Genomic DNA, 20,621 nt, shown 5'->3' on the forward strand with positions numbered 1-20,621 from the left:
ATCGACAGGGAGTGCGGCGGGGAGGTCGCAGATGGCCAACACCGTGCTTGCGTCGCCCAATGAACGCTACGCGCGCAATGCGTTGATCCTGTTTTCCAGCCTGATTCTGGTCGGCACGATGATGTTGATCGTGCCGGAGTCGACCAACGCGTTCTCGCAGGCTTTTCGTTTCGCCTGCATCGCTGGTGTGCTTGGCCTGTCCTGCTTCTTCCGGAAGCGTGCGTTCTACGACTGGCAGCGGCGTAACGAAGCGATGGAGGACGAGCGTGATCAGGCGATCCTTGCCTCGGGCGATCGCGCGTTCCGCATTTCGGCGTCGTGCTGGACGGTGCTGCTGGCCGCTGCGGTCACGGTCGGGTCGCCGCAGTTGCCGATGCTGTCCGGTGCGCGTCTTGGCGGGGTGATGCTGGTCGGGCTGATGGTTGCCAACCTGGCCGGGCATGCGATGGTGCTCTGGCGTTACCGGCAGCAGCGGCAGTGACGGGGACGCCAATCGGCAACGACATCCGCCGCTGGCGTTTCGAGCGTGGCGAGATGACCCAGCAGGCGCTGGCCGATGCCTGCGGCGTCACCCGGCAGACCATCATCGCGCTGGAGGCCGGCCGCTATGCGCCGTCGCTGGAACTGGCCTTCCGCATCGCCCGCACCTTCGGGGTCGGCGTCGAGGACGTGTTCCACTGGCAGCGGCCGTAGCGCCTGTGTGCTTCGTCGCTCCGCGCCGGACGTTGCCGCGTCCGGCACCGCTGGGGGATCATGCGCGGCCGCTGCCGGTGTTCCGGCGGCGGCCGATCCCCACGCGCGGAGCAGGCATGTCCCCCCGTTCCATTTCCATCACCGCACTGGCCATGCTGGCGGGGCTGCTGTCGTTCGTGGCCGCGTCGCTGTTCGCCGGGCTGGCCATCGAGGGCTACTCGCACCTGCGCCATCCACTGGCGATGCTGGGCGCGCTGCAGGCGCCGCACGGGCGCGTGTTCGGCCTGTTCGCCTTCGTCGGCCCGGGCCTGGCAGGTGCGTGGGTGGCACTGGTGCTGCGTGGGCGGCTGCCCCCGGCCGCGGCGCTGCCCGCCCGCATCGGCGCGCAGTTGATCCTGCTCGCGGCGCTGGCGTTCGCGGCGCAGGGGCTGTTGCCGCTGGATCTGGAGTCGCTCGACAGTGGCCGCAGCGGGTACCACGCCACCGCCTGGCTGCTCTGGGCACTGGCATTTCCGCTGGGCGCGCTGCTGCTCGCAGCCGGGACGCGCCGCTTTGCGGACTGGCGCGCGCTGGCGCTGGTCGGCGTGGTCGCGGCATTGCTGCTGGTCGCCTGTGGCTTCCTGACCAGCGGCTGGATCGGAGCGGCCATCGCCCAGCGTCTTGCCTGCGCGGCCTGGCTGGGCTGGAACCTGCATGCCGCCGTCGTCGCTGGCCGCGTGGTACCTGCCAGCGCGTGACGCCGGCAGCGGCGTGAGGGGAACGCCGCAGATCGCCCGGGGACACTGCCGGATCGACAGCGTCCCATAGCGCGTGTGGCTGCGATGCGGTCTGCGTCGCCGTGCGCCGCTGCGGGGTCCGGCCCGGTGGCGGCGACGCCCGCACCCGCGCCGCCCGGAACATCATGGGACGCCTTCGTGATGCGGGTTGCCTGCCGCGCACTGTGCGGCCGGCAGCGCTCCGCGTGTCCGGTCGTACGCGGACATGCGCGGGGGGCCTGGCAGCGGTCCCTGCGTGGATGCTTCAGGGTGCGGCGGCAACGCCGGGCTGCTTGTGGATCACGCCGTCCTTCATCACGAAGGCCACGTCCATCACCACGTTGATGTCCTCCAGCGGATTGCCGGCCACCGCGATCACGTCGGCGCGCTTGCCGCTTTCCAGCGTGCCCTGGTCGTCCACGCCCAGCACCTCGGCTGCGTGGATGGTCGCGGCCTGCAGCGCCTGCGCGGCCGGCATGCCGGCTTCGACCATGTAGAGGAACTCGCGCGCGTTGTCGCCGTGCGGTCCTACGCCCATGTCGGTGCCGAAGGCGATCTTCACCCCGCCACGCCAGGCGCGGGCGAAGGTGTCCTGGATCTGCTGGCCGATGCGCGCGGCCTTGGGTCGCACGACCTCGGGGAAGTAGCCGTCGATCTTCGCCTTGTCGGCGACGAAGCGGCCGGCGTGGATCGTCGGCACGTACCAGGTGCCGCGCTGCTTCATCAGGCGGATCACCTCGTCGTCCATGTAGGTGCCGTGCTCGATGCTGGTCACCCCGGCCAGCACCGCGCGCTTCATGCCCTCGGTGCCGTGCGCGTGCGCGGCCACGGTGTAGCCGTAGTCGCCGGCGGTCTGGACGATGGCCTGCAGTTCGTCCTGCATGAACTGCGGTGCGTCGCCTGAGCGCGCGTAGCTGAGCACGCCGCCGGTGGCGGTGACCTTGATCACGTCGCTGCCGTCCTTGTAGCGCTGGCGCACGGCCTGGCGCGCGTCCTCGGGCGAGTTGATCACGCCCTCGGTCGGGCCGGGCGGGCCCATCAGGTGCGAGAGCATCGAGTTCCAGCCGTTGGACGGGTCGGCATGCCCCCCGGTGGTGGCGATCGACTTGCCGGCGGCGAAGATCCGCGGGCCCTTCACCAGGCCCTGGTTGATGGCGTCGCGCAGATGCGGGGCGACTTCGCCGCCGAGGTCGCGCACGCTGGTGAAGCCGGCCAGCAGGGTCTTCTCGGCATAGCCGACCGAGCGGTAGGCGTAATCGACCGGATCCAGCCGGAACCCCTCGGAATAGCTCTGCGGACTGGACTGGCTGCCCAGGTGCACGTGCAGGTCGGTCCAGCCGGGCATGCAGGTATGGCCGCGCAGGTCGACCGAGGGCACGCCATACACGTCGGCATGGCCGCCGCTGATGATCTGGCCGATCCTGCCGTTCTCGATCACCAGCGTGTGCGGGCCGATCAGGCGGCCGCTGCGTGCGTCGAACACCTCCCCGCAGTGCAGGGTGGCGTGGCCCGTGGCGGCGGCCGCGGACGGGGCCAGGACGGCGGTGGCCAGCAGAAGCAGGGTCGGGCGCATGCGGTCTCTCCGATGGGATCGACCGATGGTAAGCCGGCGCGCGCCGGGCGAGGAGTTTCCCGTCCGGCGGTGCCCGGTGGAGCCGCTTGCTGCACTGCGGTACCCTTTGCGACTTTGTCCAAGCCGCCGCGACCATGTCCGCCGTCCCAGAAACCGCTTCCTACGATCCCCGGCCGGTTGAAGCCGCCGCCCAGCAGTTCTGGGACGCCACCCGCGCGTTCGAGGTCGACGAGTCCTCCGACAAGCCCAAGTACTACTGCCTGTCGATGCTGCCGTACCCGTCCGGTGCGCTGCACATGGGCCACGTGCGCAACTACACGATCGGCGACGTGATCAGCCGCTACAAGCGCATGACCGGCCACAACGTGCTGCAGCCGATGGGCTGGGACGCCTTCGGCCTGCCGGCCGAGAACGCCGCGATCAAGAACAAAACGGCGCCGGCGAAGTGGACCTACGCCAACATCGCGCACATGCGCGGCCAGCTGAAGTCGCTGGGCTATGCGATCGACTGGTCGCGCGAGTTCGCGACCTGCTCGCCGGACTACTACGTGCACGAGCAGCGCATGTTCACCCGGCTGATGCGCAAGGGCCTGGCCTACCGCAAGAACTCGGTGGTGAACTGGGATCCGGTCGACCAGACCGTGCTGGCCAACGAGCAGGTGATCGACGGCCGCGGCTGGCGCTCCGGCGCGCTGGTGGAAAAGCGCGAGATCCCGCAGTGGTTCCTGCGCATCACCGACTATGCCCAGGAGCTGCTGGACGGCCTGGACGAGCTGCCGGGCTGGCCGGAGTCGGTCAAGACCATGCAGCGCAACTGGATCGGCCGTTCGGAAGGCCTGGAGATCCAGTTCGAGGTCGTCGACAGTGCCGGCAACGCGCTGGAGCCGCTGCGCGTGTTCACCACGCGCCCGGACACGCTGATGGGCGTCACCTTCGTCTCCATCGCCGGCGAACATCCGCTGGCCCTGAAGGCGGCGGCGACCAATCCCGCCCTGGCCGCGTTCCTGGAAGACCTCAAGCACGGCGGCGTGTCCGAAGCCGAGCTGGAAACCCAGGAGAAGCGTGGCTTCGATACCGGCCTGAAGGCGGTGCATCCGGTCAGCGGCGAGCAGGTGCCGGTGTGGATCGCCAACTTCGTGCTGATGGGCTACGGCACCGGCGCGGTGATGGCCGTGCCCGGCCACGACCAGCGCGACCATGAGTTCGCCAGCAAGTACGCGCTGCCGATCCGCCAGGTGATCGCGCTGAAGGCGCCGAAGAACGACGAGGAAGCCAGCTACGACGCCGCGGTGTGGCGCGACTGGTACAGCGACAAGACCCGCGAACTGGAGCTGGTGAATTCGGCCGAGTTCGACGGGCTGGATTTCCAGGGCGCCTTCGAGGCGCTGGCCGAGCGCTTCGAGCGCAAGGGCCAGGGCCAGCGCCGGGTGAACTACCGCCTGCGCGACTGGGGCGTCAGCCGCCAGCGCTACTGGGGCTGCCCGATCCCGGTGATCTACTGCGACAGCTGCGGCGCGGTGCCGGTGCCCGAGGACCAGCTGCCGGTGGTGCTGCCGGAGGACGTGAACTTTGTCGGCACCGGTTCGCCGATCAAGGCCGATCCGGCGTGGCGCAAGACCACCTGTCCGGACTGCGGCAAGCCGGCCGAGCGCGAGACCGACACCTTCGACACCTTCATGGAGTCGAGCTGGTACTACGCGCGCTACACCTCGCCCAAGGCCCGCGACATGGTCGACAAGCGCGGCAATTACTGGCTGCCGGTCGACCAGTACATCGGCGGCATCGAGCACGCGATCCTGCACCTGATGTACTTCCGCTTCTATCACAAGCTCATGCGCGACGCGCGGCTGGTGGACAGCGACGAGCCGGCGACCAACCTGCTGACCCAGGGCATGGTCATCGCCGAGACCTTCTACCGGGACGCCGACAACGGCGGCAAGGACTGGATCAATCCTGCCGACGTCGACGTGCAGCGCGACGACAAGGGCCGGGTGACCGGCGCGGTGCTGCGCAGCGACGGCCAGCCGGTGCGGATCGGCGGCACCGAGAAGATGTCCAAGTCGAAGAACAACGGCGTCGACCCGCAGTCGATGGTCGGCAAGTACGGCGCCGACACCGTGCGCCTGTTCTCGATGTTCGCCGCGCCGCCCGAGCAGTCGCTGGAGTGGAACGAGGCCGGTGTCGACGGCATGGCGCGCTTCCTGCGCCGGCTGTGGACCCAGGTCCAGAAGCATGCCGACGCGGGCGCCGCGCCGGCGCTGGACGTCGCCGCGCTGGATGCCAGCCAGAAGGCGCTGCGCCGCAAGACCCACGAGACCATCGAGAAGGTCGGCGACGACTACGGCCGCCGCCACAGCTTCAACACCGCGATCGCCGCGGTGATGGAACTGATGAACGCCGTCGCGAAGTTCGACGACGCCAGCGCGCAGGGCCAGGCCGTGCGCCAGGAAGCGCTGGAAGCGGCAGTGCTGCTGCTGAACCCGATCACCCCGCATTCCAGCCACGCGCTGTGGCAGGTGCTGGGCCGGGCCGAAACGCTGCTGGAGGATGTGCCGTTCCCGCAGGCCGACCCGGCCGCTCTGGTCCGCGACGCGTTGACCCTGGCCGTGCAGGTCAACGGCAAGCTGCGCGGCACCATCGAGGTCGCCGCCGACACCGCCCGCGACCGGATCGAGGCGCTGGCCCTGGCCGAGCCGAACGCGGCCAAGTACCTGGAAGGCCTGACCGTGCGCAAGGTCATCGTGGTGCCGGGGAAGATCGTCAACATCGTCGCCGGCTGATCCGCCGACGGCGGATCAGCCCCCAGAGTTCCGCCAGGCGGAACTCTGGGCCCCGGGCCTTGAGCCTTCATCCCCCATTCGCGCTTCGCGTGAATCGCCCCCAACCTGGGGGCTGGGGTGGGATTGCGGGCATGGCTTGATGGGCGCATGGCAGGCCTTCGTTCAATGATGCTCCGAGTTCCTGCGAAGCCTCGGGCTCCGCCCCGATGCTTCCAAACCCCCATCCGTGCTGCGCACGGATCACCCCCGACTCGGGGGCTGGGGTGTGATCGCACGCATTGGCCAGGCGTCCTGTACGAGCTGGCTTGCCTGCGACCGCCATGCTCAGTTGATTCGGCGCTCGGGGTGGTGCGTGACCGGCCGGTGGCCGCTCACGCCCCAGGGTTTCTGCGAACTCCCGGCCCCGACCACATGCCTCCAACCCCCATTCGCGCTGCGCGCGAATCGACCCCGACCCGGGGCTGGGATGAGGGCGCGGCATGGTCCGAGAGGCGCAGGTCGGCCGCGGTCCCTCGATGCGCGGGGTGTCTTCGAGCTTCCAGGCGTCTCCATACGGCAGGTGGGGCGCTCATCATCCCGACGGCGAGCGGTCGGGACTGGAAACGCCGGGCATGGTGCGCGCTCCCGAAGGAGTTGTAGGAGGGGCCACAGCCCCGACCGCCAGTCTTCAACACGTGCGGAGCGTCGTTCGTCGTCGGGGCATGTGGTATCGAAGCCCACGCCGGATCGGCGCCGGCATGCTCCTGTCGCGTTCACGCCGGTTCGGGCACGCTTGCCGCGGTTGCCGCAACCGGCCCGTCTCGTCCAGACTTCCCTCCATGATCCGTCTCCTTTCCATCCTCGTTCTCGCGCTGGGCCTCAGTGCCTGTGGTTTCCACCTGCGTGGCGCGCTGACGCTGCCGGACAACACGCCGCCGGTGCGGGTCATCTCGACCACGCCCTACAGCGAGCTGGTCACGATCCTGGAGCGCAACCTGCGCAACGCCGGCGCCACGGTGGCCGACGCCGACGCCAAGGGCGAGCTGGCCCGGCTGGAGATCGTCTCCGAGCGCTGGGGCGACCTGCCGATCGCGGTGGACGAGCAGGGCCGTGCCCAGGAGTTCAGCCTGCGCTACGCGGCGATCTTCTCGTTCCGCAATCCGGATGGCTCGGAAATGGTGCCGCAGCAGGTGGTCGAACTGTCGCGCGACTACGTTTCGCCACCGGAGGACGCTACCGGCACCAGCACCGAACGCGAGATCCTCGCCGACGAACTGCGTCGCGAGATGGCCGCCTCGATCCTGCGCCGCATCGACAGCGTGATCCGCGCCGAACTGGCACGCCCGGCCAATCTGCCGGCACCGCCGCCGGCGCCCGCCGCGGGCAGCTGATGGAGCTGAGGCCCGACCAGCTGGTCGCGCAGGTGGCTGGCCAGCCGTTGCGCCCGGCCTACCTGATCGCCGGCCCCGAGATCCTGCACGTACTCGAAGCCGCCGACGCGGTGCGCGCGCGCGCGCGTGCCGACGGGGCCGAGCGCGAGGTGTTCGAGGTCGAGGGCCGCGAGCCGGACTGGGACGCGCTGTCGGCCACGTTCAACGCGCCCAGCCTGTTCAGCAGCCGGCGCCTGGTCGAGCTGCGCCTGCCCAGCGGCAAGCCCGGCAAGGCCGGCGGCGAAGTGATTTCCGCGTTCTGCGCCGACCCGGCACCGGACGTCACCCTGATGATCGTCGCCGACGAGTGGAGCAAGGCCCACCACGGCAAATGGGCCGATGCGCTGTCGAAGGTCGGCGTGATCTCGATCGCCTGGGCGCTGAAGCCGCACGAGCTGCCCGGCTGGATCGAGCGGCGCCTGCGCGAGCGTGGCCTGCGCGCCACGGCCGAGGCGGTGCAGGGCCTGGCCGAGCGGGTCGAGGGCAATCTGCTGGCGGCCGCGCAGGAGATCGACAAGCTCGCGCTGCTGGCTCCGGAAGGCACGCTGGATCTGGAGACGATGCAGGGCCTGGTCGCCGATGCCGCCCGCTATGACGTGTTCCGCCTGGTCGAGGCCGCGTTGTCCGGCCAGGCCGGGCAGGTGGGCCGGATGCTGGCCGGCCTGCGCGCCGAGGGCGAGGCCGTGGCCGGCCTGACCCCGATGGTGATCCGCGAACTGCTGCGTGCCTCGGCCCTGGCGCGGGCGCAGGCCCGGGGCGCCAACCTCGCCGCCGAAATGAAATCGCAGGGGTTGTGGGAGGCCCGCCAGGCGCCGTTCAAGCGCGCGCTGCAGCGCCATCCCACGCCGCTGCGCTGGAACCGCCTGACCGCCTACGCCTCGCGCGTGGACCGGGCAGCGAAGGGGCGGGGGCCGGGCGATCCCTGGCTGCTGCTCGAGCGCCTGCTGCTGGCCGTGGCCGAGGCCCCCGCGACACGGCTGCTCGCGAGCCGCTGAGATGCTGACCGTCCACTACGGCGGCACCTTCGACCCGATCCACAACGGCCACCTGGCCATCGCCCGCAGCGCCCGGGATGTCCTGCAGGCGCCGGTGGCGCTGCTGCCGGCGGCCGATCCGCCGCATCGTCCGGCGCCGGGCGCCAGCGCGGCGCAGCGGGCGCGGATGCTTGAGCTGGCGATCCAGGGCGAGCCCGGGCTGGGTGTGGACCTGCGCGAACTGCGCCGGGCGGGGCCGTCGTATACCGTCGATACCCTGCAGGAGCTGCGCGACGAACACGGCCCGGATGCCCCGCTGGCCTGGCTGATCGGCGAGGACAGCCTGCGTGGCCTGGACCGATGGCACCACTGGACGCGTCTGTTCGACCTGGCCCATCTGGTCGTCGCGGCCCGGGCCGGCACCGGACTGGAGACCGCGCTGCCGGAGGTCGTGGCGCAGGCGCTGGCCATCCGTCGGGTCGACTCCGTGGCTGCCCTGGTGCAGGCGCCGGCCGGCGCGATCCTGCTGCTGGAGCAGCCGCTGCGCCCCGAGTCGGCCACGGCCGTCAGGGCCCTTCGCCTGGCGGGCGATCCGGCCTGGCGCGCCTGCGTGCCGGGGCCGGTGGCGGCGTTCATCGACGCCGAGGGGCTGTATCTGGACACGGCATCCACCCCCGGTCCGATATAATCCTGGCATCCAACCCGTTTACCGTCGAGTTTCCATTGAGCAACCAGGCCCACGTCATCAAGACCCGTCTCCCCGATCCGGCACCGCCGGTCGACCAGCTGCTCGCCCATGTGCGCGAGGCGGTGGAGGAGCTCAAGGGCAAGGACGTGGTCGAGATCGACGTGCGCGGCAGGACCAGCGTCGCCGACCATCTGGTGATCGTCTCGGGCACCTCGACCCGTCACGTGAAGTCGATCGCCGACGAGGTGGTCAAGTTCGCCAAGAAGCTCGGCGCGATGCCGCTGGGCGTGGAAGGCGAGCGTGAGGCCGAGTGGGTGCTGGTCGATCTGGGCGACGTGATCGTCCACGTGATGCTGCCGCGCGTGCGTGAGTTCTACGCGCTGGAGCGCTTGTGGACGGTCGGCGACCAGCCCGCGCGCGACGACGAGTAAGGCCGTTGTCGCGCGCGCCTGCCGCCCGCGGCGGCAGGACGCGATGAATACCGCTCCCGTTCCGGCGCCGCCGCTGTCGCTGCTGCTCGATGCCGTTCCGGGCGATACGCCGGAGCACCGGCGGCTGCAGCAGGTGGCGCGACGCCTCGATGCCTGCCGTGCCGGGCTGGCGGCGTGGCGCGTGGCGCTGGAACGCTGGCATGCCCGCTACCACGCACAGGTCGTGCCGCTGTTCGAACAGCGTTCGAACCTGGAATGCGATCTGGTCCATCTGCTCGACGGCGCCGATGCCGCGCACCGGCTGACCCGCAGCGAGCGCCTGCTGGTGTCCGGGGCGATCGCCGAGCTGGCCGGCCTGTTGATCGCCTCCGGCCGCATCGAACTGACGGCGCTGCATGAGCGCCATGCCGCCGTGGCCGTACCGGCCGACGATGCCGGCGACACCGATGCGCCCGTGATCGAAGAGTGGGAACTGGCGCTGCGCGAGCAGGAACGCCAGCGCGAGCGCGCCCGCCATGCACACGCACGCGGCCGCAGCGAGGCACGGGCCAGACGCGCGGCGCGCGCCGCAGCGCCATCGGGCGAGCTGCCGCCGGTGCGGGTGCTGTACCGCAAGCTGGCCGCGGTGCTGCATCCGGACCGCGAGCCCGACGCCGCCGAGCGCGCGCGCAAGACCGCGCTGATGCAGCGCCTGAACGCCGCGCATGCGGCCGGCGACCTGCTGGGCCTGGTCGAACTGCAACTGGAGATCGGCCTGGAATCGCCCGAGCGTCTGCGTGCGATGGACGCCTCGCGCGTGGCCGGTTACGCCGACACGCTGGCGCGCCAGCTGGACGAGGCCGAGCGCGAACTGGAGGGCATGGCCGCTCGCTTCCAGGCCGACTACGGGCTGCGGTTGAAGCGACGCCCGCGTCCGGACCGGCTGGATGCGCTGCTGGCCGACCTCAAGCGCGCACTGGCCGATGAGAATGCCTGGCTGACCCTGCTGGTGCGGGAGCTGCAGGACGGCCCCACCCTGAAGCGCTGGCTGCGCGAGCGCGACAGCTGGGCGGGTGCCGCAAACGACGAGGACGCGACATGAAGGCACGACTGATCGCCACCGGCGAACGCGCCCCCGGCTGGGTGGCGCAGGGATTTTCCGAGTACCAGAAGCGGCTCTCGCACTGGCTGCCGTTCGACCTGGTCGAGATCGAGCCGGGCCTGCGCGGCAAGGGCCGCGATCCGCAGCGTGCGATCGAGGACGAAGGCCGGCGCGTACTGGCCGCCCTGCCGAAGAATGCGCACATCGTCGCGCTGGAAGTGACCGGCCGGCAGCTGTCGTCCGAGCAGCTGGCGGTGCGGATGGAGCACTGGCGCACGCTGGGGCGCGATCTGGCGTTCCTGATCGGCGGCCCGGAAGGACATGCGCCGGAGGTGCTGTCCGCCGCGCACGAAACCTGGTCGATCGGCCCCCTGACCCTGCCGCACATGCTGGTCCGGCTGGTCGTGGCCGAACAGGTGTACCGCGCGGCGGCGATGCTGGCGAACCACCCTTACCATCGCGCCTGACGCCTGACGCCTGCGCCTGCGCCGGGTGACGTGCGCCGCTGTGTAATGGCTCTGCCAGAGCAGGCGCTTCCAATGGGACCGGCTTTGTGCAGGGCGTGGCAGCGGATACGTCGCTATTGGATCCATCCGGCGGTGTCTGCATGCTTGCCGCTGTCGCCGCTGTCGCCGCTGTCGCCGCTGTCGCCGCTGTCGCCGCTGTCGCCGCTGTCGCCGCTGTCGCCGCTGTTGCTGCTTGTGCTTTGTTTTTGCCTGGTTTCTGCTCTTGATCTTCCAGATGCCGTGAAGCGAGCCGAGCATCGCAGCGCTGGCGGGGGCGAAGAGGCCCACGTGTCTGAGCGCAGCGAGTTGTGGGCCGACCCCGCCAGCGAGAGAAGCGCAGGGCACCGGCGTGGCGCAGCCGCGCCGGCTCGCGGACCGGCTGTGCTTTCTTTTGGTTACTTTTCTTTGCACAAGCAAAGAAAAGTGACTCGCTCCCACCCGCGCAGCGGGTAGAGCGAAAGCTCTGCTGTTGCTTCAGCTTCTGCCGTGAATGGCCTGGGCCACGGATCAACAGGTCAAAGCCGAAGCGAGGGCTTCAGGGCAACAGCTTCCGCGCTGTTGCGCGGTTTAATTTTGTCTTGTCAAAAGTAAGCAAAACCGCAGGCGCCGCCCCCGAGAAAGGGTCGTAGAACACTCGCTAATGCTGCACAGCGGTCCCCTGCGCTTCTCGGCGATCAGGGCATATATCCCTGTTTCGGGACGCTGCCCAAACTCGCTGCGCTCAGGCAAGGGCAGCTCTTCGGCCCGCTTGCCCTGCGATGCTCGGCTTGCTTCAAGGCGCAGACCGTCAAGGTCAAAATCGCGGCAACAGCAACAGCAACAGCAACAGCAACAGCAACAGCAACAGCAACAGCAACAGCGGCTGGACATTCAATGGGGAACTGCACTGGATCGAAGGCGGCGCCTGGAAGGCGTTGGAGCTCCAACACCGGATACGGGGGAGCAGGCCGCTGCAGGAACTGCGGGTGCGTACGGCGCTGCCTGCGTGATACCCAGATCGATCCAGTGGCCGGCATTGGGAGACCAGAGCCGCCGCGTGCGGCGGCTCTGGGCGACGCGCTTACTGCAGGTTGAAGCCGATCGGCACCAGCCCGTAGGCCTGCACCGCGCGGCCCTCCTGCAGTGCAGGCTCGAAACGCCAGCGCTGCTGCACGTGGCGCACCGCCTCGCGGTCGAGCGAGCGGTTGCCGCTGCTGCGTTCGACCGTGACCTCCAGCGGCCTGCCGTCGACATCGACCAGCACGCGCAGGAGCACCGTGCCTTCCGCCCCGGTACGCAGCGCGTCGCGGGGATACGGCGGTGGCGGGGCGACGGCATAGCGCAGCTGGGCGCCCTGCAACGGCGGGCCGACCGGGCCGGGCGTGGCGTCCAGCTGCGCCAGGCTGTCGCCCGGCGTGGCCGGCAGGCTGCCGCCATCGACGATGACCGGCATGCTGGGGACGACGCTGGGCTGCACCGTCACAGGAGCGAGTACCGGGCGCTGGCGTGGCGGCTGCTCGGTCCGCAGTTCGGCCTGGATCGGCGGGGTCGGCGTGACCGGGACGACGCGTTCCACCGTCCAGCGCGACGGCGGGTCCTCCGGAGCGAGCAGCGGCAGGGCGGGGCGGGTCAGCGGCAGCAGCAGGAGCAGCGCGGCCAGGACGTGGACGGCGATGACGCCGCTGAGCGACAGGATCCGCGGCAGATCGAGGCGGACCGAGGGGGACGAGAACGGGGACGGCGACGTGCGAACCATGCTCCACCTCCATGACGGGATGACAGCGGATACAACGCACCAGTGCGGCGGACAGGGTCGAGTGGTCCGCCTGGCAGCAGCGTCGCGCGCGACCGCGCCGGATGCAAGCACGACCTTGGTCGTGCGCGACGCCGGCGCTTCCCCGGTGTGGTGAGGCGGCCGGGGAGCCCGATCGTGACGCGGCGACTGCCACCGCCATCCGTGCGGACGTCCGTCGGCCGGGGAGGGGCTTCTGCCACCTGGTGCCGGTGCCGCATGCGCCTGCTCTCCGGCGCGCGGCGGCAGGGCTATCGTGGGCGGTGGGTTCGCGTGCGTTGTGTCGTCGCTTCGGTCCTCCCACTCCTGCGGCGCGTGCCAGGACGCGGATGGCAGTGCGTCACGCACCGCTGCGCGGCAGTCCGCGCCGATGACCGGGGATGAAGGGCGACGGAGGTGCGGGGGAGAGCAGAGCTTGGGCCCCAGCCGATGCCGGCAGGACACGTGGCGGGGGCGCATCGTGGCGGTGCCGGCGCGCAGACTCCGGTCATGCGAGGGGAGGGGCGATCCGTGCTGCACGAAATCTGCGGAGCACGCAGGTGACCGGTAGACCGCTCCCCGGGGCGCTGGCGGTCTGCACGATCGCGCCGGGGTGTGCCTCGTGGTCGCTGGCGTCGGATGAGCGTGCGGGATCCGCGGCGTCGACGTCCTCCGCCCGCCGGCCGTGCCACGAGATCGGTCAGGCGCTCGCCTGCGCGTGGACGTGCCGGTCACCCACACAGGAACGGCGCCCGAAGGCGCCGTCCGTCCGCTCCAGCGAGGGCGTGCGTGGCCTCAGCGGCCCAGTTCGAACACCACGTCCAGCTGCACCGACACGCTGCTCTCACCAGCCGCGACCGGCGTGCTGTCCATGGCCTCGGCCCGCACCACCGCCATGCGCGGCATCGGCACCGGCATGGTGCCGCCGCCTTCGCCGATGCTGACGATGCGGCGCACGCGCAGGCCCAGCGCCTTGGCGTAGGTCTCGGCGCGTGCCTGGGCGCGCTTGAGCGCCTCGATCCGGGCCTGGTCGTACAGCGGCTCGGGGTTGTCGATGCCGAAGCTGGGGCCGTTGATCTGGTTGGCGCCGCTGGCGACCAGGGCGTCGAGCACCTTGCCCATCTTCGCCACGTCGCGCAGCTTGATGGTGACGGTGTTGGTGGCCTGGTAGCCGGTCACCGCCGGGGCCTGGTTCTCGGCGTAGCGGTACTGCGGATTGAGGTGGATGCCGCTGGTCTGCACGTCCTTGTCGGCCACGCCCGCGGCCTTGATCGCGGCCAGCACCTTGTTCATCAGCTCGGCGTTCTGGCGCATCGCACCGTTGCCGTCGGCGGCCTGGGTGACCACGCCGGCCGAGATGGTGGCGATGTCGGGGGCGCGGCTGGCCTGCGCGTCGGCCGAAACCTGCAGCAGGGTCGCATCGGCCGGCAGGGGGGCGGGCTGGGCCTGGGCGGCAACGGCGCCGGGGGCGGCCATGGCCAGGACGGCCAGGAGGGAGCTCAGGGTGCGGGACATGTGGATCTCCTTGAAGGTGGCAGCGAGGGTGGTGCCGTGGGGATGAACGGGCGGTGAGTTCATCCGGGGTCGACTCCCTGCCGGCGCCGTATCGGCGGCGTTCAGTCATCCGGCGCGGGTTATTCTGTGCCGATGCTGCATCTTGCTTCCAAATCCCCCCGCCGCGCCGAGCTTCTGACCCGCCTGGACGTGCCGTTCCAGCTGCTGGACGTGGACGTGCCCGAGGTCCGCGACGCGGACGAGACGGCCGAGGACTACGTGCGCCGGGTCGCCCGCGACAAGGCCGCCGCCGGGCTTGCCCGGCTGGGCGGCATGGCCGGTGCCTGGGTGATCGGTTCGGACACCGAGGTCGTGCTCGACGAGCGCGTGTTCGGCAAGCCGGCCGACGCTGCCGATGCCGCGGCGATGCTGCGCAGCCTGTCCGGCCGCAGCCACCGCGTGCTGTCGGCGGCCTGCCTGCTGTCGGCGGATGCGGCGCACGAGGCGCTGTCGATCACCGAGGTCCATTTCGCCGCGCTGTCCGATGCGCAGATCGCCGCCTACGTGGCCACCGGCGAGCCGATGGGCAAGGCCGGCGCCTATGCGATCCAGGGCGGCGCCGAACGTTTCGTGGTCCATCTGTCCGGCAGCTACTCCGGGGTGATGGGCCTGCCACTGCATGAGACCGCGGGTCTGCTGGACGCCGCCGGCGCCTGGCCGGGCGCCGCGCATCCCACAACGATCCTGGAGTGAACAGCCCCGTGTCCGAGGAGATCCTGGTCAACGTCACCCCGCGCGAGACCCGCGTGGCGGTCGTCGAGAGCGGCATGCTGCAGGAACTGCACATCGAGCGCGGCTGGCGCCGTGGCGTGGTCGGCAACATCTACCGCGGCCGGGTGCAGCGGGTGATGCCGGGCATGCAGGCGGCCTTCGTCGAGGTCGGCCTGGACCGCGCCGCGTTCCTGCACGCCAACGACGTGGTCCGCGCCGCGCCGGTCGAGCAGGCGCTGGCCGACGAGGCCCGGCTGCCGGCGCCGCACGCGGCCGGCACGCCGTCTATCGTCGAGCTGCTGCGCGACGGCCAGGACATCGTGGTGCAGGTGGTCAAGGATCCGATCGGGACCAAGGGCGCGCGCCTGACCACGCAGATCAGCATTCCCTCGCGCTACATGGTGCTGCTGCCGCAGTCCAAGGTGGTCGGGGTGTCGGCGCGGATCGAGGACGAGGCCGAGCGCGCGCGGCTGAAGTCGCTGGTCACCGAGCTGTCGGCCCAGCACGGCGGCTACGGCTACATCGTGCGCACCAACGCCGAGGGCCAGCCGGCCGAGGCGCTGGCCGAGGACATCGCCTACCTGTCGCGGGTCTGGAACGTGGTCGAGCGCCGCGGCCGCGAGGCGCCGTCGGCCAGCATCATCTACGAGGACCTGAGCCTGCCGCTGCGCTCGGTGCGCGACCTGATCCGCAAGGACGTGGAGAAGGTGCGGGTCGACTCGCGCGACACCTACGACCGGCTGCAGGCCTTCGTCGCCAAGTACATGCCGGTGCTGGCCGAGAAGCTGGAGCTGTACACCGGCGACCGCCCGATCTTCGACCTGTACGGGGTCGAGGACGAGATCGCCCGCGCGCTGGACAAGCAGGTGCCGCTGAAGTCCGGCGGCTACCTGGTCATCGACCAGACCGAGGCGATGACCACGATCGACGTCAACACCGGTTCGTTCCTGGGCCAGCGCAACCTCGAAGAAACGGTCTACCGGACCAACCTGGAGGCGGCGCAGGCGGTGGCGCGGCAGCTGCGGCTGCGCAACCTCGGCGGCATCATCATCATCGACTTCATCGACATGACCGATGCCGAGCACCGCCGCCAGGTGCTGCGCACGCTGGAAAAGGCGCTCTCGCGCGACCACGCCAAGACCACGGTGTACGACTTCTCGCCGCTGGGCCTGGTCGAGATGACCCGCAAGCGCACCGTCGAAAGCCTGGAGCGGCAGCTGTCGGAAACCTGCACCCACTGCAGCGGACGCGGCTCGGTCAAGACCGCCGAGACGGTCACCTACGAGATCTTCCGCGAGATCACCCGCGCGGTGCGCCAGTTCGAGGCCGCGCGCCTGCTGGTGATCGCCTCGTCGAAGGTGGTCGCGCGGATCACCGAGGAGGAATCCAGCGCGGTCGCCGAGCTGGAGGAGTTCCTCGGCAAGTCGATCCGCTTCCAGGCCGACGAGCAGTACCTGCAGGAGCAGTTCGATGTGGTCCTGCTCTGAGCCCATGACCGCCCGCGCCGCGGCGGCCGTCTTCCCGTCAGCGGCATGGATCGCCCGCAGCACGCCCGCATCGCCGGCGTCGCGCGGACTCCAGCCCTGATGCACGCGCCGGTGCACCGCCGCCTGCGCCAGCTCCGTCGCGGGGCCGGCTACGCCGTGGCCGTGGCGCTGGTGATCGTGGCGCTGGTGATCGGCACGACCAGCCAGCTGCTGCCGCTGGTGGAGCGGCATCCGGAGCGGATCGCCGCCTGGCTCAGCGAGAAGGCCGGCCGGCCGGTGTCGTTCGAGCGGGTTGAGACCGACTGGACCCGGCGCGGCCCGCTGCTGCGCCTGGACGGCCTGCACATCGGCCAGCCCGGCGGCGGCGTGCGGATCGGCCAGGCCGAGGTGCTGGTCTCGCTGTACGCCGGTCTGCTGCCCGGGCGCTCGTTCACCGAGCTGCGCCTGCGCGGGCCGTCGCTGACCCTGCAGCGCGACGACGACGGCCGCTGGGCGATCCGCGGCCTGCCGTCCACCGGTGCCGGCGGCGATCCGCTGGAGTACCTGGAAGGACTCGGCGAGCTGCAGGTGATCGGCGCGGCGCTGACCGTGGACGCGCCCTCGATCGGGCTGCAGGCGCGGATCCCGCGCATCGACCTGCGCCTGCGGGTCGACGGCAGGCGGGTGGCCGCCGGTGCGCGTGGCTGGATCCGCCCCGAGGTCGAGCCGCTGACGCTGGCGCTGCAGTTCGAGCGGGGCAGCGGCGACGGGCGCGTCTGGCTGGACATGGAAAGCGAGGACCTGTCGGCGTGGGCGCCGCTGCTGCGGCAGGGCGGGATCGAGCCGACCGCCGGGCGCGGCGGGCTGCAGGCCTGGGCCGAACTGCGTGGGCACCGCGTGGTGCTGGTGACCGCGCAGGCGCAGCTGCGCGACCTGGCCCTGGCCGGCACCCCGCTGGCCGATGGCGAGCGCCCGCAGGCGCATTTCGACGAGTTGCGCACGCGGGCGCGCTGGCGGCTGGCGGCGGGCGGCTGGCGTCTGGACGCGCCGCTGCTGCGGGTGGCCGATGGCGAGGACAGCCAGGTCCTGGACGGGCTGGTCGTGGCCGGTGGCCGCCGTTACGCGCTGCTGGCCGAGCGCATCGACGCCGCGCCGCTGCTGCGCGTGCTGGCCTTGACCGACCGCGTGCCGCGCGACCTGCGCCAGTGGCTGGCCGATGCCGCGCCCGAGGCGCAGCTGAGCGGGCTGGAACTGGTGGGCGAGCGCGACGGGCCGCTGCGCGCGCACGGGCGGCTGGAGCGGGTCGGCTTCCGCCCGGTCGGCAATGCACCCGGCTTCACCGGTCTGGCCGGCACGGTCGATGGCGATGGCGAGGGCTGGGAGCTGGCGCTGGACCAGGCCAGCGCGCTGCGTTTCGACTGGCCGCGCGGCTTCGGCGTGGTCCATGACGTGACCCTGGACGGCACCCTGCTGGCGTGGCGCGAAGGCGCAGGCTGGCGGGTCGGCACGCCGGCGCTGCGCGTGCGCGGCAGCGATTACGGCGCCCACGTGCGTGGCGGGATCTGGTTCCAGGGCGACGGCACCCGGCCGTGGCTGGAGATCGCCGCCGAACTGGACGATGCGCCGGTGCCGGCAGCCAAGAAGTTCTGGATCCACCACATGATGCCGTCGGCGGCGGTCGACTGGCTGGACGCGGCGCTGGAAGGCGGCGTGGTCACCGGTGGCCGCGGCCTGGTCGCCGGCGACCTGGACGACTGGCCGTTCACCGACAACGACGGCCGCTTCGACGCCAGCGCGCGGATCCGCGATGGCCGCTTCCAGTTCCAGCCGGACTGGCCGGCGCTGGAAGGCGCCGATGCGCGGGTGGCCTTCGTGGGCAACGGCTTCGAGGTCGAGGGCAAGGGCCGGATCGGCGGCCTGCCGGTGGGCCGGTTCAAGGCCGGCATTGCCGACTTCGGCGAAGCCGAGCTGAAGGTCGAGGCCGAGGCGGCCGGCGACGCGGCGCGCCTGCTGGCGCTGCTGCGCAACAGCCCGCTGGAGGCCGAGCACCACGACACGCTCGCCAACCTGGAGGCATCCGGCCCGGCGCAGACACGCTTCTCGCTGGCCCTGCCGCTGGAGGCCGGGCATGGCCCGGCCAGGGTCGACGGCACGGTCAGCCTGGAGGGCGCGCGTCTGGCGGAAAAGCGCTGGGGTCTGGTCTTCGACGGGGTCACCGGGCAGGCCCGCTACGACGGCAACGGCTTCGCCGCCGAACGCCTGGACGTGCGCCATCGCGACCAGCCCGGCGTGCTGTCGCTGCGCGCCGGGCGCCACGTGCGCGACCCGCTGCAGGCCTTCGAGGCTGAGCTCGGCGCCCTGCTCGATGCCGGCGATCTGCTCGAGCGCGCGCCCGAGCTGGAGTGGCTCGAGCCGCTGGTACGCGGCCGCTCGGACTGGACGGTCGCGGTGGCGATGCCGCTGCAGCCGGTGGCCGGCAGCGAAGGCGTGCTGCAGTTGCGGTCCGATCTGGTCGGCACCGTGCTCGACCTGCCATCGCCGCTGGACAAGGCGGCGCCGGCCCCCTTGCCGACGCGGGTGCGGGTCGGGCTGCCGCTGGGCAGCGGGGGCGTCGACGTGGCCTTCGGCCAGCGTATGGCGCTGCGGGCGCGCAGCGCCAACGATCAGACCGGCGTGCGGGTGACACTGGGCCGCGGCACCGTCGCCGGCGAGCCGCCGGTCTCGGGCATGGTCGTCGATGGCCGGACCGCGTCGCTGGATGCACTGGAATGGATCGCGCTGGCCAAGGGCGATGGGGCCGACGACGGCGGCGTGCCGCTGCGCCAGATCGACGTGATGGTCGACGAACTGAAACTGCTCGGCGGGGTGTTTCCCGCCAGCCGGCTGCGGTTGCTGCCGGTCGCGCAGGGGCTGGATGTCAACGTCGACGGCCCGGCGCTGGCCGGGCATGTCAGCGTGCCCAGCCAGTCCAGCGCGCCGGTGCGCGGTCATTTCACCCGCCTGCACTGGCAGGCGCCCGCGGCGAGCGAACCGGCCACGCCCGGCAGTGCAGGCGCGGCGACCGCACCGCCGGAAACGCCGACCGGGGGCGCCGATGCGGCGCGGCCGCTGGCCGACGACAGTTTCGATCCGGCCTCGATCCCGCCGCTGCAGCTGGATATCGACGACCTGCGCTACCAGCGCGCCGAACTCGGACGCGCCGTGCTGCGGACCCGGCCGGTCGCCGGCGGGCTGCGGGTGGACACGCTGGAACTGCGCTCGGACTGGCAGAGCACCGATGCCAGCGGTGAATGGATCGGCCGCGGCGCCGGCGCGCGCACCCGCCTGGCGATGCAGGTCGAGAGCCAGGACATGGGGCGTCTGGTGAACGGCCTGGGTTATGCCGACTGGCTGGCGCGGGGCGATGGGCGCATCGCGTTCGACGCCAGCTGGCCCGGGTCGCCGGCCGGCTTCAGCCTCGGCGGGCTGCAGGGCAGCCTGCGCATCGATGCGCGCAACGGCCAGCTGCTGGAGATCGAGCCCGGCGCCGGCCGCGTGCTCGGCCTGCTCAGCGTGGCCCAGCTGCCACGCCGGTTGATGCTGGATTTCCGCGACTTCTTCTCCAAGGGCTTCGCGTTCAACCACCTGGAAGGCAACGTGCGCTTCGCCGATGGCGCGGCCGACACCGACGACATGCGCATCGACGGCCCGGCCGCCGACATCCACATCCGCGGCCGCACCGACCTGCGCGCGCAGCAGTTCGACCAGACCATCGACGTGCAGCCCAAGTCCGGCAACCTGCTGACCGTGGTCGGCGCCTTCACCGGCGGACCGGTCGGCGCGGCGGTGGGCGCGGCTGCCAACGCGGTGCTGGGCAAGCCGCTGGGCGAGATCGGCGCGAGGACCTACAAGGTCAGCGGCCCCTGGAAGGAGCCGAAGGTCGAGGTGGTCGGGCGCGAGCAGTCGCGCAGCGACGCGCGCGACGAGGAACGCGAGCCGCCGGCAGCCGCACCGGCCCCCACACCTGCGCCTGAATCTTCATCCGCGCCTGTCTCGGCACCGGCCGACGAGCGTCGCTGACCGGATCGCGCAGGCGGCGCCGGTCGCCGCGGCGACGCATCGTGGCTGCGGCTGCACGGCGCGACCATCCATCCCGTGTCGTTGCGCCGGGCTGCGGGCCTGGGCATGACAGACCCGGCCGAGTCCGCTCCTGTCGGGCGCGGCGCATCGTTCCGCAGGAGCGCGCTCGAGCGCGGCCGCCGGTGCCGTCC

17 protein-coding genes are annotated in these 20,621 nt (G+C 71.3%); 14 read left to right on the forward strand and 3 right to left on the reverse strand.

Annotation, left to right across the window (positions count from 1 at the left end):
* The first annotated feature begins 31 nt into the window (after positions 1 to 31).
* The 3 genes from IB242_RS07675 to IB242_RS07685 all read left to right on the forward strand — a co-directional run bounded on the left by IB242_RS07675 (position 32) and on the right by IB242_RS07685 (position 1,430).
* The gene (locus tag IB242_RS07675) at positions 32 to 481 is read left to right on the forward strand and encodes a hypothetical protein (protein WP_192277846.1); all 450 of its coding nucleotides are present in this window, start codon (positions 32 to 34) and stop codon (positions 479 to 481) included.
* The gene (locus IB242_RS07680) at positions 478 to 693 is read left to right on the forward strand and encodes a helix-turn-helix transcriptional regulator (protein WP_192277848.1); all 216 of its coding nucleotides are present in this window, start codon (positions 478 to 480) and stop codon (positions 691 to 693) included. Before IB242_RS07675 ends, IB242_RS07680 begins: the two co-directional genes overlap by 4 nt.
* A 116-nt stretch (positions 694 to 809) precedes the next feature.
* Positions 810 to 1,430, forward strand: coding sequence for a DUF998 domain-containing protein (locus IB242_RS07685; protein ID WP_192277850.1), 621 nt, complete (start codon positions 810 to 812; stop codon positions 1,428 to 1,430).
* 283 nt (positions 1,431 to 1,713) lie between these two features.
* Here the strand turns inward: IB242_RS07685 and IB242_RS07690 are convergent, their stop codons facing one another.
* Complete coding sequence (locus IB242_RS07690) at positions 1,714 to 3,021, reverse strand: amidohydrolase family protein (protein WP_192277852.1); 1,308 nt, start codon at positions 3,019 to 3,021, stop codon at positions 1,714 to 1,716.
* Between the two features lie 134 nt (positions 3,022 to 3,155).
* Here IB242_RS07690 and leuS point away from each other — a divergent pair, with 134 nt between their 5' ends.
* From leuS to IB242_RS07730, 8 genes are all read left to right on the forward strand, one after another.
* Positions 3,156 to 5,801: a leucine--tRNA ligase gene (gene leuS, locus IB242_RS07695; RefSeq protein WP_192277854.1), complete on the forward strand. Its 2,646-nt coding sequence runs from the start codon at positions 3,156 to 3,158 to the stop codon at positions 5,799 to 5,801.
* Between the two features lie 818 nt (positions 5,802 to 6,619).
* Complete coding sequence (gene lptE, locus IB242_RS07700) at positions 6,620 to 7,171, forward strand: LPS assembly lipoprotein LptE (RefSeq protein WP_192277856.1); 552 nt, start codon at positions 6,620 to 6,622, stop codon at positions 7,169 to 7,171.
* Positions 7,171 to 8,205: a DNA polymerase III subunit delta gene (holA, locus tag IB242_RS07705; RefSeq protein WP_192277858.1), complete on the forward strand. Its 1,035-nt coding sequence runs from the start codon at positions 7,171 to 7,173 to the stop codon at positions 8,203 to 8,205. The genes lptE and holA overlap by 1 nt, the downstream gene beginning before the upstream one ends.
* Before the next feature lies 1 nt (position 8,206).
* Positions 8,207 to 8,872, forward strand: coding sequence for a nicotinate-nucleotide adenylyltransferase (gene nadD, locus IB242_RS07710; protein ID WP_192277861.1), 666 nt, complete (start codon positions 8,207 to 8,209; stop codon positions 8,870 to 8,872).
* A 35-nt stretch (positions 8,873 to 8,907) separates the two neighbouring features.
* Positions 8,908 to 9,303, forward strand: a complete 396-nt coding sequence (gene rsfS / locus IB242_RS07715) for a ribosome silencing factor (RefSeq protein WP_192277863.1) — start codon at positions 8,908 to 8,910, stop codon at positions 9,301 to 9,303.
* Between the two features lie 43 nt (positions 9,304 to 9,346).
* Complete coding sequence (locus IB242_RS07720; RefSeq protein WP_192277865.1) at positions 9,347 to 10,384, forward strand: J domain-containing protein; 1,038 nt, start codon at positions 9,347 to 9,349, stop codon at positions 10,382 to 10,384.
* Positions 10,381 to 10,851, forward strand: a complete 471-nt coding sequence (gene rlmH / locus IB242_RS07725; RefSeq protein ID WP_192277868.1) for a 23S rRNA (pseudouridine(1915)-N(3))-methyltransferase RlmH — start codon at positions 10,381 to 10,383, stop codon at positions 10,849 to 10,851. The genes IB242_RS07720 and rlmH overlap by 4 nt, the downstream gene beginning before the upstream one ends.
* A 797-nt stretch (positions 10,852 to 11,648) precedes the next feature.
* The gene (locus IB242_RS07730) at positions 11,649 to 11,879 is read left to right on the forward strand and encodes a hypothetical protein (protein WP_192277870.1); all 231 of its coding nucleotides are present in this window, start codon (positions 11,649 to 11,651) and stop codon (positions 11,877 to 11,879) included.
* 71 nt (positions 11,880 to 11,950) lie between these two features.
* Here the strand turns inward: IB242_RS07730 and IB242_RS07735 are convergent, their stop codons facing one another.
* Positions 11,951 to 12,625 (reverse strand): energy transducer TonB, encoded by a 675-nt coding sequence (locus IB242_RS07735; RefSeq protein ID WP_192277872.1) that lies wholly within the window; start codon positions 12,623 to 12,625, stop codon positions 11,951 to 11,953.
* Between the two features lie 810 nt (positions 12,626 to 13,435).
* Positions 13,436 to 14,155, reverse strand: coding sequence for an SIMPL domain-containing protein (locus IB242_RS07740; RefSeq protein WP_192277874.1), 720 nt, complete (start codon positions 14,153 to 14,155; stop codon positions 13,436 to 13,438).
* A gap of 132 nt (positions 14,156 to 14,287) precedes the next feature.
* Between IB242_RS07740 and IB242_RS07745 the strand changes: the two genes are divergently transcribed.
* From IB242_RS07745 to IB242_RS07755, 3 genes are read left to right on the forward strand one after another with little or no spacing between them, the layout of a single operon-like run.
* A complete protein-coding gene (locus tag IB242_RS07745; RefSeq protein WP_192277876.1) occupies positions 14,288 to 14,887 on the forward strand; it encodes a Maf family nucleotide pyrophosphatase in 600 nt (199 codons plus the stop codon).
* 8 nt (positions 14,888 to 14,895) lie between these two features.
* Positions 14,896 to 16,392: a ribonuclease G gene (rng, locus tag IB242_RS07750; RefSeq protein ID WP_192279207.1), complete on the forward strand. Its 1,497-nt coding sequence runs from the start codon at positions 14,896 to 14,898 to the stop codon at positions 16,390 to 16,392.
* 45 nt (positions 16,393 to 16,437) lie between these two features.
* Positions 16,438 to 20,430 carry a YhdP family protein gene (locus IB242_RS07755; protein ID WP_225540338.1) on the forward strand — a complete coding sequence of 1,331 codons (3,993 nt, stop codon included), beginning with the start codon at positions 16,438 to 16,440 and terminating at the stop codon, positions 20,428 to 20,430.
* Positions 20,431 to 20,621: the final 191 nt, after the last annotated feature.

It is taken from the genome of Xanthomonas sp. XNM01, assembly GCF_014851915.1.
Lineage (GTDB): Bacteria > Pseudomonadota > Gammaproteobacteria > Xanthomonadales > Xanthomonadaceae > Pseudoxanthomonas.

Bases quoted from the DNA above. Each gene is read 5' to 3' on its own strand.
- lptE (WP_192277856.1), top strand. From the start codon at position 6,620: ATGATCCGTCTCCTTTCCATCCTCGTTCTCGCGCTGGGCCTCAGTGCC.
- IB242_RS07735 (WP_192277872.1), bottom strand. From the start codon at position 12,625: ATGGTTCGCACGTCGCCGTCCCCGTTCTCGTCCCCCTCGGTCCGCCTC.
- rlmH (WP_192277868.1), top strand. From the start codon at position 10,381: ATGAAGGCACGACTGATCGCCACCGGCGAACGCGCCCCCGGCTGGGTG.
- IB242_RS07740 (WP_192277874.1), bottom strand. From the start codon at position 14,155: ATGTCCCGCACCCTGAGCTCCCTCCTGGCCGTCCTGGCCATGGCCGCC.
- nadD (WP_192277861.1), top strand. From the start codon at position 8,207: ATGCTGACCGTCCACTACGGCGGCACCTTCGACCCGATCCACAACGGC.
- IB242_RS07675 (WP_192277846.1), top strand. From the start codon at position 32: ATGGCCAACACCGTGCTTGCGTCGCCCAATGAACGCTACGCGCGCAAT.
- IB242_RS07720 (WP_192277865.1), top strand. From the start codon at position 9,347: ATGAATACCGCTCCCGTTCCGGCGCCGCCGCTGTCGCTGCTGCTCGAT.
- leuS (WP_192277854.1), top strand. From the start codon at position 3,156: ATGTCCGCCGTCCCAGAAACCGCTTCCTACGATCCCCGGCCGGTTGAA.
- IB242_RS07690 (WP_192277852.1), bottom strand. From the start codon at position 3,021: ATGCGCCCGACCCTGCTTCTGCTGGCCACCGCCGTCCTGGCCCCGTCC.
- IB242_RS07730 (WP_192277870.1), top strand. From the start codon at position 11,649: ATGCTCGGCTTGCTTCAAGGCGCAGACCGTCAAGGTCAAAATCGCGGC.
- IB242_RS07755 (WP_225540338.1), top strand. From the start codon at position 16,438: ATGGATCGCCCGCAGCACGCCCGCATCGCCGGCGTCGCGCGGACTCCA.
- IB242_RS07745 (WP_192277876.1), top strand. From the start codon at position 14,288: ATGCTGCATCTTGCTTCCAAATCCCCCCGCCGCGCCGAGCTTCTGACC.
- holA (WP_192277858.1), top strand. From the start codon at position 7,171: ATGGAGCTGAGGCCCGACCAGCTGGTCGCGCAGGTGGCTGGCCAGCCG.
- IB242_RS07685 (WP_192277850.1), top strand. From the start codon at position 810: ATGTCCCCCCGTTCCATTTCCATCACCGCACTGGCCATGCTGGCGGGG.